We start from the raw sequence: 15,244 nt of genomic DNA, 5'->3' as shown, positions 1-15,244 counted from the left end.
TTAAAGAGTCAAATTTACTGAAGTTCAAACTAGAAATGTAAGGCGAACCCTATTCTAAATTCCAAGATCCCTTCCTCCGTAAAATCTTTATTTAAACTTAAATTATATCGCAAACCTGGCTCTACACTAACAAAATCATTTAAGAAAACGGCATAACCACCTTGAATACCAAGCCATAAAGGATTTTCATCCAAATCTTTTATACTCGCGCCCGTAAAGTCCAGTTGAACAGGAATGGAACTATTTATATAATACTTGGCTCCCAACTTATAAGAAAAAGAATTGCTTCCATCTGTGTCGGTATAACCTAATCCAACCTTCACAGCCAGATCATCCGCAACAAAGTAACCTCCCTCAGCACCGATAGACCAAATAGTGGTGCCGTCAATAGAAACCAAACCGAAACTTGTATTTGCGGTATGTCCAACACCTAAACCTCCTCCACCGAAACCGGTATTGGCCTCAATAAGATATTTTCCTTTGGCAGTTGGGGTTCCGTCCTGGGCCTTTGCCTGAAACACTGCACCTACAGCAAACATTGCTACTAATAAAACTTTTTTCATAATTGGATTATATTATTATTAATTAATATGCCGCCAAACTTAGTTGAGTATATCCCTTCAATAAAATGAAAGTTGTGAAAAGAAGAATATTGGATACCACGGAACAGTTAATGTATATGAATACTATTCGAACCCAAAAAAGTGCTTTATATTTAGCCTATGAAATGGAATCAAGCCCTTCAGGATTTTCAACATTACCTAAATTTGGAACGTGGTCTATCAAAGAATTCCATAAGTAACTATGTTTTGGATGTTGAAAAATTAATTTTATTTCTTGAATCCCATGAAATCGTAGAAAACCCTTTAAATATTGATAAAAAAACCATTCAACAATTCATTTACGAACTGGCAAAAAATGTAAACCCAAGATCCCAGGCAAGGATAATATCGGGATTAAAAAGCTTTTTTAATTACTTGGTTTTCGAAGATTATCGCCAAGACAACCCAATGGAGTTGATAGAATCCCCCAAAGTTGGCCGTAAACTCCCCGATACCCTTTCCGAGGAGGAGATTAATGCGCTAATTGGGGCCATAGACCTTTCCAAACCGGAAGGAGAGCGCAATAGGGCCATTTTGGAAACACTTTATGGCTGTGGGCTAAGGGTTTCAGAGTTGTTGGACTTAAAACTATCGGACCTTTATTTTGAAGAGGATTTTATCAAGGTTACCGGAAAAGGTGACAAGCAACGTTTTGTTCCCATTAGTGAAATCAACAAAAAATATATAAACATATATAGGAAGGAAATTCGTGTACACATGGCCATTAAAAAAGGTGCTGAAGATATCTTATTTTTAAACCGTCGAGGGAACAAATTGACCCGTGCCATGATCTTTACCATTATAAAACAACTTGCACAGGAAATAGGGCTACAAAAAACTATAAGCCCCCACACCTTTCGGCATTCTTTCGCTACCCACTTGTTGCAGAATGGGGCAGATTTGAGGGCCATTCAACAAATGCTCGGCCATGAGAGCATAACCACTACGGAAGTTTATATGCATGTAGATCGTTCACATTTGGCCGAAGTAATGAATAAATACCATCCAAGAAAAAGCGGAATAACCGATTAGACAATAAAACTTATTGGTTAATTACTCCTAATCCTTAAAAGCGCTATAATTTCTATTGAAGGGTCTAATGATCAATCGGGCCTCCCTATCGAACCGAACGTAGTTGTATACCCAGTTCACGAAGACCACCATTCTATTCCTGAAACCTATGAGAAAGAAAAGGTGTACGAACATCCAAACAAACCATGCAAAAACGCCTTGGAATCTAATATTCTTCATATCCACTACTGCCTTGTTCCTTCCAATGGTAGCCATACTGCCCTTATCCTTGTAAACGAAGGGCTCTAAGGGCTTGTTTTCCAATAATCGCACTAAGTTCTCTCCCAGGTTCCTTCCTTGCTGCATTGCGGGCTGGGCCATCATAGGGTGCCCTTTGGGCGTAGCCTCCGTCTGCATACAGGCCACATCCCCTACAGCAAAAATATTATTATGTCCTTTCACCTTATTGAATTCATCCACCGGAATTCTACTTCCTCCCACCAATAGATCCTTGGCATTCAAACCTTTAATCTCAACCCCTTTTACACCAGCTGCCCATACTAAGGTCGCTGTTTCAAAGTTAACATCTGTATCTGTGGTAACCGTTTTGCCGTCATAGCCCGTTACCCTTGTATTTTTCCAAATCTGAACACCAAGTCCGTCCAAAAAATCCTCCGCCTTTCGGGAAGCTTTTTCACTCATTTCCTTAAGAATACGATCTCCGGATTGAATAAGGTGAATTTGTACCCGCCTGGTATCCAAATCCGGATAGTCCTTGGGCAAAATCCCTTTTTTTATTTCCGCCAAGGCACCGGCCAATTCCACTCCGGTAGGTCCCGCCCCCACAATAACAAAATTCATTAGTGCATCCCTTTCATGATATTGATCGGTAAGAAGTGCCTGCTCAAAGTTTTCCAGTATTAAACTTCTAAGGTTTAATGATTGGGGTATGGTTTTCATGGCCATACTATTTATTTCAATCTCCCTATTCCCGTAATAATTTGTTTCAGAACCAGTGGCAATCACCAAATAATCATATTCCAAAGCACCTATATTGGTTACAATAGTATTCTCCTCGGTTCTTATTTCCTCAACATTGGCCAGCCTAAAGAAAAAGTTGGTATAGCCCTTTAAAACTTTTCTTATAGGATAAGCAATGGAATCTGGCTCCAACCCCCCAGTAGATACTTGATAAAGCAGGGGTTGAAAAGTATGATAATTATGTTTATCCAGAAGTACAACCTGCACCTCTTTGTTTTTTAACCCTTTGGCAATGGAAATGCCTGCAAAACCACCACCTACAATAACAATTCTTGGAAAACTAGTCTTAGGAATATTCATATATGTAAATATGGGTAAATTTAAACATTCGCAAACTAATCAAGAAGAAGAATATTGGATTTAAGTATATTTAGATTCCCCAAAAATAGAACAGCACACCACTTTAACCAACGATTATACCATTCGGATAGATGAAATATATTGTCCAATGAAGTAAATCCTTATTAATTTTCAATTAACCCTTTTAAAAAAAATATATTGGTTGTAACAAAAATATATTTTCTACTACTAATCATCAACTAACTACTAGAACCGAGTGACCAAAGATTTGGAACATCAATTTGTTACGGAATTAGAGTGCAATCAGAATATTGTGCATAAGGTCTGTACATTGTATACCAATGACAGGGACTCTCATAATGATTTATTTCAGGAAATAACGATTCAATTATGGAAGGCCTATCCCAAGTTTAGGGGAGAATCCAAATTTAGTACCTGGATGTATCGTGTTGCCCTGAATACGGCCATAACCTTATATAGAAAATCAAAAAAAAGTATACCGACCCAAGACTATGAGTCGGTCATGTTTAAAATAACAGCGGACGAATACGACCCTACCGAGGAACAACAACTTAAACTGATGTACAATGCGGTAAGGCAATTAGGGGATGTAGACAAGGCCTTGGTCTTTCTTTACCTGGAAGACAAGGACTATAGAGAAATAGCGGAAACCTTGGGTATTACCGAGGTAAATGCCAGAGTGAAAATGAACCGAATAAAAAACAAGTTAAAAACCATTTTAAATCCCTAGCCATATGATGGATGAACTGGAATTATTAAAAAGGGATTGGCAAAAGAAAGACAAGCAATTGCCTCAACTGTCCTTTGATGAGATTTATAAAATGATATGGAAGAAATCGTCTTCCATCGTTAAATGGATTTTCTTAATAAGCATTATTGAATTTTTAGTGCCCCACTTATTGTACTTTCTTCCTTCTATGTCTAAAAATTTGGCGGTTTGGAAAGATCTGGGCCTGGGGAATTTTTTATTGATTTCCAACGTGGTTCAATATACCGTGGTACTGTATTTTATCTTTCAATTTTATAGAAGATATAGGGAAATATCAACTTTGGACAATGCCAAAAAACTTCTATCCAATATTTTAAAGACCAGAAAGACCGTTAAATACTATGTTATTTTTTGTTTGTCCCTGATACTCATGTCCTTTATTGTCATGGCCGTAGGAATATACTTGAACGAAGACCCTATGGCCGCGATGGGATATAACTATTATCCAGAAAATATTAGCCCTGAAAAATTAAAGACCATTTTGATATCTACAGTGGTTGTTCTCGGGATAGTTGTTACCCTGGTAATGGGATGCATTTATTTTTTACTTTACGGAATCCTCCTAAAGAAACTTAAGAAGAACTACAAGGAACTAAAGGAAATGGATATTTAAACCCTGAATTTCCGTTTTTTATTTTCCTCTTCGTAAGCCATTAACTCACTTTTGGGAATAACCTTTAAAAAGGAAGGATGTTGCTCTATGGCATATTCCAATTTTTCAATGATGGAATCGAAAGATTCATTCTCGTAATCAATATCCAATGGTTCCTTGATTACCATAGACTGAAGAATTCCTTTCTTTTTAATGCGCAGTCCTTTTTTATCGAATGATCTTCTAAAACCATCTATAACAACAGGAACCACAATAGGTTTGTATTTTTTAATAATATGTGATGTCCCTTTTCTCAAAGGTTTCCACGGTGTTGTAGTACCCTGTGGAAAGGTAATTACCCAACCGTCATTAAGGGCCGTACCAATATTGGATATATCGCTAAATTTAACCTTCCGGTTAACATCCTTACCTTCGGACCGCCAAGTTCGTTCTACACTTATAGAACCGGCATAGGCCAAAATCTTGGTCAATAGACTCTTTTTCATGGTTTCTGCCGCCGCCACATAATACATATTCAACTTGGGCTGCCATATGTACCCCAAATTTTTTATAGAGTCTTCCCTTCCGCTTAAACTGGCGTTGAATACATGGAACATTGCTACCACATCGGCAAAATATGTCTGATGGTTGCTTACGAAAAGAACATTTTGCGGAGGTAGTTTTCTAATAATATCCGACCCCTCAATTTCAATGGTATTAAATCCCCTATATCTTTTGTGGGTGATAACGGCCAGAATGCGTATAAGCCACTTCTTCAAAAACAAATTATGTCCAAACGGATTTTTCTTAAACAGGCCCATATTTTTTTTGTTAACGTTCAAAATTACAAAATAAGTAACTTATAACACTTGTTTGAACAATTCCTTAATTTCACTTAACATCATGGCTGTTGCACCCCACACCGTATAACCATTTAATTTAAAGGCTGGTACCTCTACATTCTGGGCATATGAAGTATTCAAAATTTGATGAAATATTTTCTTGTCATCCATAAAATCATGCAAAGGAACCTCAACAATGGCTGCCACCTCATCTACCTGCCTTAAAAACGGCTTCTCCTTTTTATACAGCCCGAGGTATGGCGTAACCTCAAAATTGCTTGGAGGAATATAGATTTCACTCATGGAACGGATTACAGTAATCTGTTCCCGAATTGCCCCCACTTCTTCCTGAGTTTCGCGCAGGGCGGTGTCCAACAAGTTTAGGTCCAACTTTTCTACCTTGCCACCGGGCAATGCTATCTGATTGCTATGTATGCCCTTATAGGTATTTCGTAATATTAGAAGAAGGTTGGTCTGGTAATCCATATTAGGGTAAAAGAGTGCCATTACTGCAGCCTGCCTAGGATTTTTCTTTACGATTTTACCGGACTCCAACTCTTTTATCCTGTACATTGGGGCCATTTTATAATGTGAAGCACTCCCAGGAAGTTCTAGATTTTCTATTTTTGATACTCTGTTGGAAAAATCGTCAAAATGCACAAATTCTATTTTTGTAATTTTTCAGCAAATTAATTAAAAAACAACCAACCCTTGGGCGATATTAATCATTTAACACTCATTTAAAAAATAACACAAATTACATGACACTTAAAGAGATTTCACTATTTGCAATATTGTTTATGTTCCTTTTAGGGAGCTGCAAAGATCAGCCGACTACCAAAGAAAACAAGCTTCCCCAAAACAATATTAAAAAAGATAGCATTGTTCCCGAGGTGCCTGCAAAAGAAGATGAAAAAGAAGAAGAGGCCTTTGAGCTAACGGAGGATAATGCCATTGAGTTTTTCTTTAATTACAGCAAAACCTTAAAGGAGAACAAGGTAAAACTTACCACTAGTTTAGGGGAAATTACTATTGAGTTGTTCAACAATGTCCCATACCATAAAGCCAACTTTATCTACCTTGCCAAAATGGGGTATTTTAACAACACCTATTTCCATAGAGTGGTTAAAAACTTTATAATACAGGGAGGAAATGCCGACAATGTGGAAACGGCGGAAAAAAGGTCAAAAATAGGACGATATCTTTTACCTCCGGATACAAGAAAAGGGCACAAGCACCATAGGGGAGTTGTATCCATGCCAAGCAGTGAAATCAACAATCCCCATAAATTGGCATCTCCTTACGAATTCTTTATCGTGGTTACCAAACCGGGCTCCTATCACTTGGACGGTGGATATACCCCATTTGGAAGGGTAATAGACGGTATGGATGTGGTAGACAAAATAAACAGCCAACCTGTGGACAACGGCGATTGGCCTTCCCAAAATATCTATATTCTAAAAGCGGAAGCTTTTTAATAGGGGTAAATAATTCGAAATAGATAGAAAGCAAACAGTCCTATTCCTACCCTCTACTTGCAACCTATCCATAAAAACCACTACCCTTCCTTGACACTACGGTAGATACTTGGAAGGGATATTTTGAATCTAACGGCCAGTAATCGGATCCCAATGACGATCAATATGGTAGCTACATAGGCATATGCATCATCATAGGGCAATTTGCGAATGAGGAAAAAGCTAACACCACCCATTATACAGGCCGTGGCATAAATTTCCTTTCTAAATATTACAGGTATTTCATTACATAATATATCGCGTATTACCCCTCCAAAACAAGCCGTTATGGTACCAAGGGCTATGCACATTACCGGTGGCAAGCCCGATTGTAACCCATGAGAAATGCCAACCATAGTGTACAGGCCTATACCAATAGTATCAAAAAGAAACAGTGACCTGCGTACATATTTCAATTGATTCCTGAAAATTATGGCAAAAACAACGGTTCCGGCAATCACATAAACATAGGTGGGCTCCTGCATCCACAATACTGGAGTATTGCCAATTAGCAAATCCCTTAAAGTACCACCCCCGGTCGCCGTTACAAAGGCTATGATAAAGACCCCAAAAAGATCTAATTTTTTGTCAATAGCTACCAAAACTCCAGAAATGGCAAAGGAAATTATTCCTAATATATCAATTACAAAATAGAGCATGGGCTATGATTTTTGGGTATAAAAATTATAATCTTTTAATACGGCATCTATATATTGCACGTCATATAAGTCCGAATTGGAATTTAAAACACTTTCCACTTTATCCCTCAAGGCCTTCATGGTCTTATAGTCATGGCTTTTTCTGGCAATATGGTAGGTTTCCTTTATTAGGCGAACATCTTTATCTGTTAAAAGGGTTACATTGGTAAACTTAGGGGCATAGGTTTCTTCTACCTCTTCCAAAATGGTATGTGAAATTTTCACTGATTTTTTTGTACTAATGACTACGGTACCGGCGGCGGCGTCCCCCAATCTTTGTTTTTTATCGGTAAATAAAATGGTCAACAATCCTACGGACCCGAAGAAAAGCCAAATATCCACAACACGCAGCATCCACCTAACCAATAAATTGGACCAATGTACAGGGGAGCCATCCAATCTTACCACTCTTATTTTCATTAGCATTTTCCCCACCGTTTGACCATTGAAAAGTGAGTGCAATATTAAGCTATAAAACATGGCCGGAAGAAAAATAAGGCTTACCAACCCTATTTGTGTCCAACTATCATCATACACATAACCTATGGCCCTTCCTATCAACTGCACCAGTATGGCGTAGAGATATAGTATAAATCCATCGATTAAAAAAGCTACGATCCTTTCTCCAATACCAACAATTTTATAATCCAGGTTTACATTTTGCGTTGTATTGATTTGAAGTTTGGACATATTAGTACTATTTTTATTTTTTAAAGGATTATCCCAGTATGCGTGAGGCAGCTTTTGTGAAGCAAAATAAAGAAAAATGGATAGCATTTGAAAAGGCTATCAACTATAATGCCCACATTAGCCCGGACGAACTTGCCAATGGTTACATTCAATTGACCAACGACCTTGCCTACGCACAGACTTATTACGCTGAAAGCAAGACATTATTGTACTTAAACTCCTTGGCATCCCAGGCACATCAAAAAATATATAAAAACAAAAAGGAGAGCCGGAACAGAATAGTGGATTTTTGGAAAACAGAATTCCCACTTTTCTTTAGACAATATCATAAAACCTTGGGTATCGCCTTCCTAATATTTATGATTGCCAGCGCTATAGGCAGTATTTCCGTTATGAACGATGATACCTTTGTAAGATTGATCCTAGGTGATGCCTATGTTAATGAGACCCTGAACAATATTGCCAGCGGAGACCCTACGGCCATATATAAAGGGGGCAGTGAAATTGGTACTTTTTTAGGGATTACCATAAACAATATTAAAGTAGCCTTTATGGCCTTTTCTTTTGGCGTAATTACCAGTATTGGCACCGCCTATATTCTGTTTAGCAATGGTGTAATGCTAGGGGCGTTCATCACTTTTTTTTACACTCAAGATGTCTTTTATCAGGCAAACAAACAGATTTGGCTACACGGAACCATAGAAATTTCGGTAATCATTATAGCCGGTTGTGCCGGATTGATCATGGGGAATAGCATCCTATTTCCCAAAACCTATTCCAGAAGGGTTTCTTTTATGAAGGGAGCCAAGGACGGATTAAAGGTAGTGGTAAGCACCATTCCCTTTTTTATTATTGCCGGATTTATAGAAGGGTTTATAACCCGCTATTCCAATATGCCCTCTTGGTTGGCGTTTTTAATTATAGGCGGGTCTTTACTCCTAATCATTTTTTATTATATCATTTATCCAATTTTGTTAAACCAATCTTATGCAAGTCAAAAACCAGGAAAAATTTATTGAACTAAGAGTTAATAGGGACTTTGGGGATATCATCAATGTTTACTTCGAATTCTTTAAACAAAACCTTAAAAAATTTACCAATGTTTTTCTAAGCTACAATGGTATTTTCCTAATAGGACTGTTGGTCGTTAGCTATTTACTGGTGTCCGGGGTAATAGGCCTAATCACCAATAACCAAAACACAGTCTTGGACGTAGTAGGTTCCGGTAGCGAAGCCTATATTATGTACTTTATCTTTGGAGGTATTTTGTTCTTTGTAATTTTTCTAATGGTGGCTGTGTTAAATTATAGTCTCAGCACTTCTTATATGATAAAATACGAAGAACGAAAAGGACAGAATTTTGATAAAACCGACGTTTGGGAAGAAGTAAAAAATAATTTGGGAAGCATTGTTATTTTCATATTGATATTGATGTTGCTCTTTTTTGGCCTTATGATTGCAGCCATAATCTTGACCTTTATTCCGCTAGTGGGAATGCTTGCACAATATGTAATTCAATACTTCGTAATGGCTTGGGTTGGAGTATCGTTTTTTGTTATGCTGAAAGAAAAAAGAGGTGTTACCGATGCCCTTGGGGAAGGTTGGAACTTGGTGACCAAAAATTTTTGGAGGTCCGTGGGGGTTAATTTTATCCTAGGGTTCTTAATTGGTCTTTTGTTCATGGTGGTCATTATGATTCCCGGGATTCTTATAGGTATCTACACTTTTCACGTAGTTCAAAACGATGTTGATCTAGGAGCTTCCGTGGTACCCACCATCATTTACACTTTGGGCACCTGCCTATTCTTGATAATTGCGGTTTATTCACAATGTTTATCACAGTTCGTAAATGGACTATTATACTTTTCCCTGCACGAAAAAACATATAATTTAAATTCAAGAAGCAAAATAGACCAAATAGGACTTCAAGACCAGTGATAAGATTAGCTGCCGCCATTTATTGTTTTTTCATCCTATTCTCCGGGTTGGCCCAAGGGGAAAAAGATTCGGTACCCTTAACCCAAGATACCAACAGTAAATTGGTATTGCGAACATTGGATGAAAATCTTATCCAAAAATATCAAGGAAAAGAGTTTAACTACAACATCAAGGACGGGGATTCACAAAATTTACTTGCCCGTTTTCTCAACTGGGTTATGAACGGGCTCAGGGATGTCTTTGGTATTGACATCCCTCCGGGAATTACCAAATTATTGGAATACCTAATTTATGGGCTAATGGGAGCTTTGGCCATATACTTGCTTATAAAATTCCTGACCGGAGAAAATGCCTCAGCCATATTTAGAAAAAAGGAGGCGGCAATCATAAATTTAAACTTGGCAGAGGAACACATAGAAAGCCTGGACCTGGATGTTATGATAACTGATGCCGTGCAGCAAAAGAATTACCGATTGGCCATTCGCTATCAATACCTAAAAGTATTAAAAACACTATCCCAACAGCAGGTCATTGAATGGCATTATGAAAAAACCAACCAGGACTACGAAAAAGAAATAGAAGCCCCTAAAATAAGGCTACTCTTTAAAGATGTTTCCTATCTATACGATCATATTTGGTACGGAGAACAGGAAATAGACGATCAAAAATACCGGGCCGCCCAGATGACATTTACCAACCTAAACAATATAAGTGCCCATGGATAAGCGTTCCAAAATAATCCTTGGGTTGTTCCTTGCGGTACTTATTGGTATTGTAGTAACCGAAATTGTACGTCCCAAGCCCTTGAACTGGAGGCCATCCTATACTTCCTCGGACAAAATACCTTTTGGGTGCTATGTATTGTTCAATGAACTTCCCAATCTATTCCCAGAACAAAAAATACATACTACCAGTGAAAGTTTGTACAATATCCTTGCGGAAAGGGATTCCATCATCGCCTCCAACTATTTATTGATCAATGATTTTCTGGACCTGGACAAACAAGAGACCCATAAATTACTTCAATATGTGCACGACGGCAACGATACCTTTATTGCTGCCTCCAACTTTGGGACCTACCTTGCGGACACCTTGAACATTGAAGTAGAAACCCAATACTCCATACAAGAGGATACCGTTCTGACCTATCTTACCAACAATTCATTTTCCAAACAAAATTATCCCTTGAAGCGTGGAGTTTACAATACGCATTTTACTTCCGTGGATACTTTAAACACAACTGTTTTAGGGTATATTACCTTTAAATCGGAACAAGGAACTTTATCTTCTGGATCCAATGAACGGACCAAGGGCACCAATTTTGTGAAGGTAAGATTCGGCAAGGGCCATTTTTACCTGAATTCTACCCCACAGGCGTTTACCAACTACTACATGCTAAAGGGCAATAAGGACTATGTGGCAAATGCCTTTTCCTATCTAAAGGATTTGGATGTATATTGGGATAATTATAAAAAATCAGGACGGGTAGTCATAGATTCCCCTATGCGCTTTATACTTAATCAAGTGTCCCTAAGGTGGGCCTATTACTTGGGTATGGTCGGGCTATTGATTTTTGTAATATTCAAGGCCAAAAGGGAGCAACGCATCATTCCGGTAATTAAACCTTTGGAGAATTCATCCATTGAATTTGCCAAAACTGTAGGAGGGCTTTACTATGAGCACAGGGACTATACAGATTTGATCTTTAAAAAAATTAACTTTTTTCTAGAGCATCTTAGAAGTAATTACCACCTTAACACCGAAACGATCAACGAGAAAACCGCGACAGTACTTTCGGCCAGATCGGACAAACCTCTATCAGAAGTCAAGGACCTTTTAGATATGATAGTGCTTCTTAAAAACAAAAAAAATCACAGTGAACAGGATGTAATTCATCTGAACAAAAAATTAAATCAATTCAAAAAATAATACATGGAAGAAAGTCGGCATGAGGAAGACAACAAGCCTTTCGAATTTAAAAGCAGAATAGACCTTGATCAGCTACAGACATCGGTGGCACAGATAAAATCGGAATTGGGAAGAGTGATCATAGGGCAACAGGACATGATAGAATTACTGATTATTTCTATCCTCGCCAATGGGCATTCCCTAATTGAGGGGGTACCGGGAGTAGCCAAAACCGTTACTGCCAAACTCTTGGCAAAGACTATGAATGTAGACTTTAGCAGAATACAATTTACACCGGATCTAATGCCAAGCGACATATTGGGCACGTCTATTTTTAACGTCAAGACTTCGGAATTTGAGTTTAAAAAAGGTCCTTTATTTTCCAATATTATTCTCATAGATGAAATAAACCGTGCACCCGCCAAGACGCAGGCAGCCTTGTTTGAAGCTATGGCAGAACGTCAAATCACTATGGATGGACATGCTTATGAAATGACGCCACCCTTTTTGGTGTTTGCCACCCAAAATCCTATTGAACAGGAAGGTACCTACCGACTTCCGGAAGCACAATTGGACCGATTCCTTTTTAAAATTAAGGTGAACTATCCATCCTTGGAGGAAGAGATAGAGATATTGGAAAGCAAACATCGTCAAAAAAATAAAAACTTGGAAAGCTTAATAACTTCGGTGCTTACCGCTGACCAAATAGCTAGCTACCAAGAGACTATCAAGGAAATTATAATAGAGGACAATTTAATGAAATATATTGCCGGAATCGTCCACAATACGCGCAACAATGCCAACCTATATCTGGGGGCCTCTCCCAGGGCTTCCATAGCTATCATGGACGCCTCCAAAGCATTGGCAGCCATTAACGGACGCGATTTTGTAACACCTGATGATATTAAAAAAGTGGCAACCCCAATATTAGGGCACAGAGTTATATTGACACCAGAAAGGGAAATGGAAGGATTTACCCCGGATAAAGTGATTAAACAAATTATGGAGACCATTGAAATTCCAAGATAACAGTCAAAACCTGTCGGCATTAAAATATCTATAGTTACATAAAGGAAATGAAAAAAATCCTAAGAAACATCTATCTTCAAAAGAGGTTCTTTATAGTATTGACTGGTTTGGTCATAGGTTTCCTGATATCCTATATGGTGCCTAATATTTTGGGGGCAATAAAATTGTTATTCTATGTTTTTGTCCTAATTTTTTTAGTCGATATTATTTTGGTATTTGCCTCCAAGGGTGGAATAAAAGGCCAACGTTCAGTTCCCGAAAAACTTTCCAATGGGGATGAAAACGAAATTAAAATAAGCTTATTCAATTCATATTTGTTCCCGGTCGGTTTGAAAATTCTGGATGAAATTCCCCATCAATTTCAAAAGCGCGATTTCGGTATTTCCACTACTCTTGGGAAAGGAAAGGAAAAGGTGTTCAAATATTACCTAAGACCTACTGAAAGAGGTGTATATTCCTTTGGGAATTTAAACGTCTTCGCCCACTCCCCTATTGGCTTCATATCCAAAAAGTACACTTTTGGTTATGAACAGCAAGTCCCTGTGTACCCCTCCTTCCTACAATTGCGGAAGTATGACCTAATGGCCTTTACCAATAAACTCTTCGAATATGGCCTTAAGAAAATTCGCCGCATTGGTCATACCATGGAGTTCGAGCAAATCAAGGACTATGTCCTAGGCGATGACATCCGGAACATTAACTGGAAAGCAACAGCAAAAAAAAATGGGCTGATGGTAAATCAGTATCAGGATGAAAAGTCGCAGCCTATTTATTCCATAATTGATAAGGGCAGGGTCATGAAAATGCCCTTTGACGGACTCAGCTTATTGGATTATGCCATTAACGCCACATTGGTTATTTCCCACATTGCCCTTAAAAAGCAGGACAAGGCCGGAATGTTCGCCTTTAGCAAGAAGATTGAAAACAGGGTAGTTGCCGAGAGACGGAGTTCCCAAATGAACCTTATTTTGGAAACACTTTACAATTTGGAGACCAATTTCGTAGAAAGTGATTACAGCCGATTATACGCCGATATTAAAAGAAATATTACCCACAGGAGCCTACTACTGCTCTATACCAATTTCGAGACCTTGGATGCCCTACAGCGACAACTTCCCTACCTACAGGCAATTGCCAAGCAACATCTATTAGTGGTCATTTTCTTTGAAAACACTGAATTGATCAAATTTACCGATGAAAAGGCTGAGACCATTCAACAAATATTTGAAAAAACAATTGCAGAGAAATTTGTTTATGAAAAGAAGCTAATCGTTAACGAATTAAGGAAATACGGTATACAGACCATACTAACAAAACCAGAGCACTTGACCATAAACACCATCAACAAATATTTGGAAATAAAAGCGCGGGGACTTATTTAATTATTGGAAGTGGGGTAATGAAATGTACCTGATTATATTTGTTTACTCTTCAAATGAATTTAGCACCACCTTATTCTTTCTTTTTCTCCTGTTTTTGGAGAAAATATTAATAGTAACCCCTGCAGTAACACCACCCAATACAGTTGCTGCCAAATCTCCATTATCCCAACCCTTGTACTTATTCTCATCATAGGCCTCCTTGGCCAAGCCCGCCAACAAACTAGCCGTTATCGCCCCGGCAAATCTCCAATAGGGATCTCCTCTGGAAACTTTATCAGCTATTGTAGCACCTACAATTCCACTTATGGCACCAGCTCCAAAATGCAAGGCCTTATCCTTCTCTATTTGAGCACTCAATGGCAAAGCAGATATAAAAATAAAAATACCGATTAATATACTTTTCATTGGCCACAAAGATACTAATGCCTGCTGTACAAATACTCTTGCACTGGGGATTATATAAAATTTGTATCTTAACGACAGTATACAAACACTAAAAAATGAATTCAAATTATACCCGCATATTTTCAAGTAGTTTTATTTTGGCACAGACCATAGTAAATCAACTCAAGGAAATTGGCATAGTTCCGGTGATAAAGGATGAATCCGAATCTGGACGGTTGGCAGGTTTTGGATCTGCCATTCAAGGGAACCAGGAAATTTATGTCCATGCCGATGAAGTGGCAAAAGCGCAAAGTATTGTCCAAAAAATTATTGGTGCTTAAAAGAAGATATGGCCAAAAAATTTCCCTATGAAACATTCTTGACCCTATAATTCATATTAATGGCCAGATCATAGTTTTTGGAATATAAACTTTGGTCGCTTTGCTTCAATAACCAATTAACACTTGTATAACCCCCTGGAATTCACTACTTTTAGATATAGGAAAAATTAGTTTTCCAT

The 15,244-nt window shown here is 38.1% G+C and carries 18 protein-coding genes; 11 read left to right on the top strand and 7 right to left on the bottom strand.

What is annotated here, in order from left to right; all coding sequences use genetic code 11:
• Positions 1 to 29: 29 nt before the first annotated feature.
• Positions 30 to 563, bottom strand: coding sequence for a hypothetical protein (locus MWU82_RS07085; RefSeq protein ID WP_247095828.1), 534 nt, complete (start codon positions 561 to 563; stop codon positions 30 to 32).
• 159 nt (positions 564 to 722) lie between these two features.
• On the opposite strand from MWU82_RS07085, the gene xerD reads away from it, so the two are divergent.
• Positions 723 to 1,634, top strand: coding sequence for a site-specific tyrosine recombinase XerD (gene xerD / locus MWU82_RS07080; protein ID WP_215946506.1), 912 nt, complete (start codon positions 723 to 725; stop codon positions 1,632 to 1,634).
• Positions 1,635 to 1,661: 27 nt separating this feature from the next.
• Here the strand turns inward: xerD and MWU82_RS07075 are convergent, their stop codons facing one another.
• Positions 1,662 to 2,954: an NAD(P)/FAD-dependent oxidoreductase gene (locus MWU82_RS07075; protein ID WP_215946505.1), complete on the bottom strand. Its 1,293-nt coding sequence runs from the start codon at positions 2,952 to 2,954 to the stop codon at positions 1,662 to 1,664.
• Positions 2,955 to 3,210: 256 nt separating this feature from the next.
• Here MWU82_RS07075 and MWU82_RS07070 point away from each other — a divergent pair, with 256 nt between their 5' ends.
• Together MWU82_RS07070 and MWU82_RS07065 are read left to right on the top strand one after the other, a co-directional pair.
• Positions 3,211 to 3,705: a sigma-70 family RNA polymerase sigma factor gene (locus tag MWU82_RS07070; protein ID WP_031442937.1), complete on the top strand. Its 495-nt coding sequence runs from the start codon at positions 3,211 to 3,213 to the stop codon at positions 3,703 to 3,705.
• 4 nt (positions 3,706 to 3,709) lie between these two features.
• Positions 3,710 to 4,357: a hypothetical protein gene (locus MWU82_RS07065; protein WP_215946504.1), complete on the top strand. Its 648-nt coding sequence runs from the start codon at positions 3,710 to 3,712 to the stop codon at positions 4,355 to 4,357.
• On the opposite strand, the gene MWU82_RS07060 is transcribed toward MWU82_RS07065, so the two are convergent.
• Both MWU82_RS07060 and MWU82_RS07055 read right to left on the bottom strand, forming a co-directional pair.
• Positions 4,354 to 5,157, bottom strand: a complete 804-nt coding sequence (locus MWU82_RS07060) for a lysophospholipid acyltransferase family protein (protein ID WP_215946503.1) — start codon at positions 5,155 to 5,157, stop codon at positions 4,354 to 4,356. The genes MWU82_RS07065 and MWU82_RS07060 overlap by 4 nt on opposite strands.
• Positions 5,158 to 5,196: 39 nt before the next feature.
• A complete protein-coding gene (locus tag MWU82_RS07055) occupies positions 5,197 to 5,838 on the bottom strand; it encodes a CoA pyrophosphatase (protein ID WP_215946502.1) in 642 nt (213 codons plus the stop codon).
• Between the two features lie 101 nt (positions 5,839 to 5,939).
• Here MWU82_RS07055 and MWU82_RS07050 point away from each other — a divergent pair, with 101 nt between their 5' ends.
• Complete coding sequence (locus MWU82_RS07050; RefSeq protein ID WP_247095826.1) at positions 5,940 to 6,656, top strand: peptidylprolyl isomerase; 717 nt, start codon at positions 5,940 to 5,942, stop codon at positions 6,654 to 6,656.
• A gap of 80 nt (positions 6,657 to 6,736) precedes the next feature.
• Here MWU82_RS07050 and MWU82_RS07045 read toward each other — a convergent pair whose 3' ends face one another.
• The gene (locus MWU82_RS07045; RefSeq protein ID WP_215946500.1) at positions 6,737 to 7,354 is read right to left on the bottom strand and encodes a trimeric intracellular cation channel family protein; all 618 of its coding nucleotides are present in this window, start codon (positions 7,352 to 7,354) and stop codon (positions 6,737 to 6,739) included.
• Positions 7,355 to 7,357: 3 nt separating this feature from the next.
• On the bottom strand, positions 7,358 to 8,083 hold the full coding sequence (locus tag MWU82_RS07040; RefSeq protein ID WP_215946499.1) for an RDD family protein: 726 nt from the start codon (positions 8,081 to 8,083) through the stop codon (positions 7,358 to 7,360).
• 38 nt (positions 8,084 to 8,121) lie between these two features.
• Between MWU82_RS07040 and MWU82_RS07035 the strand changes: the two genes are divergently transcribed.
• Genes MWU82_RS07035 through MWU82_RS07010 form a run of 6 tightly spaced genes read left to right on the top strand, consistent with a single transcriptional unit; the run spans position 8,122 to position 14,340 of the window.
• Entirely contained in the window at positions 8,122 to 9,102 is a 981-nt protein-coding gene (locus MWU82_RS07035) for a stage II sporulation protein M (RefSeq protein ID WP_215946498.1), read from the top strand.
• Positions 9,071 to 10,021, top strand: a complete 951-nt coding sequence (locus tag MWU82_RS07030; protein WP_247095825.1) for a hypothetical protein — start codon at positions 9,071 to 9,073, stop codon at positions 10,019 to 10,021. Before MWU82_RS07035 ends, MWU82_RS07030 begins: the two co-directional genes overlap by 32 nt.
• A complete protein-coding gene (locus MWU82_RS07025; protein ID WP_247095823.1) occupies positions 10,018 to 10,746 on the top strand; it encodes a DUF4129 domain-containing protein in 729 nt (242 codons plus the stop codon). The genes MWU82_RS07030 and MWU82_RS07025 overlap by 4 nt, the downstream gene beginning before the upstream one ends.
• Positions 10,739 to 11,950, top strand: coding sequence for a DUF4350 domain-containing protein (locus MWU82_RS07020; protein WP_247095822.1), 1,212 nt, complete (start codon positions 10,739 to 10,741; stop codon positions 11,948 to 11,950). Before MWU82_RS07025 ends, MWU82_RS07020 begins: the two co-directional genes overlap by 8 nt.
• A gap of 3 nt (positions 11,951 to 11,953) precedes the next feature.
• Positions 11,954 to 12,958: a MoxR family ATPase gene (locus tag MWU82_RS07015; RefSeq protein ID WP_215946494.1), complete on the top strand. Its 1,005-nt coding sequence runs from the start codon at positions 11,954 to 11,956 to the stop codon at positions 12,956 to 12,958.
• A 47-nt stretch (positions 12,959 to 13,005) separates the two neighbouring features.
• The gene (locus tag MWU82_RS07010) at positions 13,006 to 14,340 is read left to right on the top strand and encodes a DUF58 domain-containing protein (protein WP_247095821.1); all 1,335 of its coding nucleotides are present in this window, start codon (positions 13,006 to 13,008) and stop codon (positions 14,338 to 14,340) included.
• 42 nt (positions 14,341 to 14,382) lie between these two features.
• Here MWU82_RS07010 and MWU82_RS07005 read toward each other — a convergent pair whose 3' ends face one another.
• Positions 14,383 to 14,745, bottom strand: coding sequence for a hypothetical protein (locus MWU82_RS07005; RefSeq protein WP_215946492.1), 363 nt, complete (start codon positions 14,743 to 14,745; stop codon positions 14,383 to 14,385).
• A gap of 95 nt (positions 14,746 to 14,840) precedes the next feature.
• Between MWU82_RS07005 and MWU82_RS07000 the strand changes: the two genes are divergently transcribed.
• Positions 14,841 to 15,065 carry a DUF2007 domain-containing protein gene (locus tag MWU82_RS07000; protein WP_247095819.1) on the top strand — a complete coding sequence of 75 codons (225 nt, stop codon included), beginning with the start codon at positions 14,841 to 14,843 and terminating at the stop codon, positions 15,063 to 15,065.
• Positions 15,066 to 15,244: the final 179 nt, after the last annotated feature.

The sequence above is a fragment of the Arenibacter sp. S6351L genome, assembly GCF_023016025.1.
Classification (GTDB): domain Bacteria; phylum Bacteroidota; class Bacteroidia; order Flavobacteriales; family Flavobacteriaceae; genus Arenibacter; species Arenibacter algicola_B.
This window is presented reverse-complemented; position numbering and strand designations above follow the sequence as displayed.

Coding starts and splice junctions, on each gene's coding strand:
- MWU82_RS07050 (WP_247095826.1), top strand. CDS start 5,940: ATGACACTTAAAGAGATTTCACTATTTGCAATATTGTTTATGTTCCTT.
- MWU82_RS07030 (WP_247095825.1), top strand. CDS start 9,071: ATGCAAGTCAAAAACCAGGAAAAATTTATTGAACTAAGAGTTAATAGG.
- MWU82_RS07020 (WP_247095822.1), top strand. CDS start 10,739: ATGGATAAGCGTTCCAAAATAATCCTTGGGTTGTTCCTTGCGGTACTT.
- MWU82_RS07045 (WP_215946500.1), bottom strand. CDS start 7,354: ATGCTCTATTTTGTAATTGATATATTAGGAATAATTTCCTTTGCCATT.
- MWU82_RS07060 (WP_215946503.1), bottom strand. CDS start 5,157: ATGGGCCTGTTTAAGAAAAATCCGTTTGGACATAATTTGTTTTTGAAG.
- MWU82_RS07015 (WP_215946494.1), top strand. CDS start 11,954: ATGGAAGAAAGTCGGCATGAGGAAGACAACAAGCCTTTCGAATTTAAA.
- MWU82_RS07065 (WP_215946504.1), top strand. CDS start 3,710: ATGATGGATGAACTGGAATTATTAAAAAGGGATTGGCAAAAGAAAGAC.
- MWU82_RS07085 (WP_247095828.1), bottom strand. CDS start 563: ATGAAAAAAGTTTTATTAGTAGCAATGTTTGCTGTAGGTGCAGTGTTT.
- MWU82_RS07075 (WP_215946505.1), bottom strand. CDS start 2,954: ATGAATATTCCTAAGACTAGTTTTCCAAGAATTGTTATTGTAGGTGGT.
- MWU82_RS07005 (WP_215946492.1), bottom strand. CDS start 14,745: ATGAAAAGTATATTAATCGGTATTTTTATTTTTATATCTGCTTTGCCA.
- MWU82_RS07010 (WP_247095821.1), top strand. CDS start 13,006: ATGAAAAAAATCCTAAGAAACATCTATCTTCAAAAGAGGTTCTTTATA.
- MWU82_RS07035 (WP_215946498.1), top strand. CDS start 8,122: ATGCGTGAGGCAGCTTTTGTGAAGCAAAATAAAGAAAAATGGATAGCA.
- MWU82_RS07040 (WP_215946499.1), bottom strand. CDS start 8,083: ATGTCCAAACTTCAAATCAATACAACGCAAAATGTAAACCTGGATTAT.
- xerD (WP_215946506.1), top strand. CDS start 723: ATGAAATGGAATCAAGCCCTTCAGGATTTTCAACATTACCTAAATTTG.
- MWU82_RS07000 (WP_247095819.1), top strand. CDS start 14,841: ATGAATTCAAATTATACCCGCATATTTTCAAGTAGTTTTATTTTGGCA.